This is a genomic window from Methanoculleus sp. MH98A (assembly GCF_000691865.1).
Taxonomy (GTDB): domain Archaea; phylum Halobacteriota; class Methanomicrobia; order Methanomicrobiales; family Methanoculleaceae; genus Methanoculleus.
This window is the reverse complement of sequence record NZ_JMIO01000117.1, coordinates 1-2,156: the sequence shown is the minus strand read 5'-3', so window position 1 is coordinate 2,156 and position 2,156 is coordinate 1. Positions and strand designations below refer to the sequence as shown.

2 protein-coding genes are annotated in these 2,156 nt (G+C 49.9%); both read left to right on the top strand.

Going from position 1 to position 2,156, the window contains the following annotated elements; all coding sequences use genetic code 11:
* The coding region (locus tag EI28_RS14465; protein WP_197018506.1) for a hypothetical protein at nucleotides 1–386 on the top strand (386 nt) is incomplete at its 5' end.
* 159 nt (nucleotides 387–545) lie between these two features.
* A complete protein-coding gene (locus EI28_RS11660; RefSeq protein WP_369792293.1) occupies nucleotides 546–2,003 on the top strand; it encodes an oligosaccharide flippase family protein in 1,458 nt (485 codons plus the stop codon).
* Nucleotides 2,004–2,156: the final 153 nt, after the last annotated feature.

Here is a 2,156-nt window from a genome sequence, read left to right as displayed (position 1 = left end):
GAGAACTTCCGGGATACTCTATTGTTTTTAAACTTCACCCAGGGGAAGTGCCGTTCACTCATCGCTACGAGGATCTCAGAAAATACCCCAACGTTCAGATTAGAACCTACGACAATATCTATGAACTCATTGCCTCAAGCGAGATAATTGTGGGCTATAACTCCACAACGCTCTTTGAAGCTGTTGCATTCAGTGGAAAAAGAATATTTATTCTTAATAACAATATGACCCCAGACTCTCTCGGGTATAAGTTTTCAGGTTGTGAAGAACTCCGCGACGCTATCCTCGACGGTGAATATGGCTATCCCTCCGCACAACCATCATACTTCTGGGAGCCGAATTGGGAGACAAATATTTCTTCATTTTTAAACGGGTTTTCCCTCTAGATTTGTGCTTTCCCGATCCCTAGTGATCAGAAGCACTCCTCCTCACAACTGACTCTGAAATCGTTAAACTCGCTAAGACGGAGCACATATCCCTCTCTAAGTTCCAAAATCCAAAACCCTTTCCAGGCATCGTTAAATAAGCATACTTCCCATTAATTATTGTTGCAGGAATACCACCAATTCGCCCGACGCATAGGACTCATCGGCCTGACCAACCTCCTCATCAGCCTGAGCGGGCTCATCCTCCTCCCGATCCTCACGAAGACCCTCCCTATCGAAGACTACGGGACATACGTCCAGATCACCGTGACCATCGGCCTTTTCCCGGGGGTGGTGATGCTCGGCCTCCCCTACACGATGGTCAGGTTCCTCGCGGCGGCTAAATCACGGGAGGAGATCCGGGAGGGCTACTACTCGATCGCGGGCATCACGATCCTGAGCGCGGGCCTTGCATCGATCGCTCTGTTCCTCCTGGCCGAGCCCATAGCCGTTGCACTCTTCGATGGCCGGACAACGGTCACCCGGATTCTCGCCCTGGTCGTCTTTCTGGAGTGCATGAACCTTCTCCAGTATAACTACTTCAGGACGTTCCAGCAGATCAAGCGGTACTCCTCGCTCCTCTTCCTCAAGACCTGCCTGCAGCTGATCTCGGTCGCGGCACTTGTCCTTGCCGGCTACGGGATCTTCGGCGCGGCGGTCGGGTTGCTCGTCACCAATCTGGTGCTGTTCCTCGTGATGGGTATTCTCATCGTCTCCGAGATCGGGGTTACCCTCCCGGGATTCAAGAACCTGCGGGAGCACCTCTCCTTCGGCCTCCCCACGGTGCCGGGGAACCTCTCCAGCTGGGTGGTGAACTCGAGCGATAGGTACGTGATCGCTCTGTTCCTCGGAAATGCATACGTGGGATACTATTCTCCAGGGTACAGCCTCGGGCATATTATCAATATGTTCATCGCGCCGCTTTCGTTTATGCTCCCGGCGGTGCTTTCGAAGCATTATGATGACGGTAACCTCAAAGACGTCAAAACCGTCCTGTCGTATTCCATGAAGTACTTCCTTGCGCTGGCAATCCCTTCAGCCGTAGGACTGTCTCTGCTCTCCAGGCCGCTGTTGACGATCCTCTCGACCCCGGAGATTGCAGAACAGGGCTACCTGATAACTCCCTTCATGGCGTTGAGTGGGTTACTGTTTGGATTGTACACGATTATCACGCAGATCCTGGTATTAGAAAAGAAGACCGGCATCACCGGGACAATATGGATTGTGGCAGCAACCCTGAACCTTGGGCTGAATATCATATTCGTTCCAAGAATTGGAATTCTCGGGGCGGCGGCTACAACCCTGGTTGCATTTGCCCTGGCCTTTGTCGTATCGATGTATTATTCATCTAAATATCTCGTATTTGATATCAATGCCTCTTTCATACTGAAATGTCTCGTCGCAGCGACGATCATGGGTGTGGTTGTTGTTATCGGTGGGGCACAGATGTCCGGGAATCTGTTGGGCATCATTTTGCTGGTGGGTATTTCTGCGCTGGTTTACGGGGCAGGACTGTTCATATTACGGGGGTTCAAAAAGGAAGAGATCCGGTTTTTTAGAAATATGCTCAGGATCTAATCTTAAACCGTTTTTTCCTGCTCATCTGGTCTGATGTCCCCTGCTGAGTTGCTCTCATGCATGTTCTCTTAAAATGATGTGTTAATCTCGTTTTCAAAAGATTATTAATACATTTAACCAAAGTATTTTTTATCCAAAATTTTGTAGTAACAG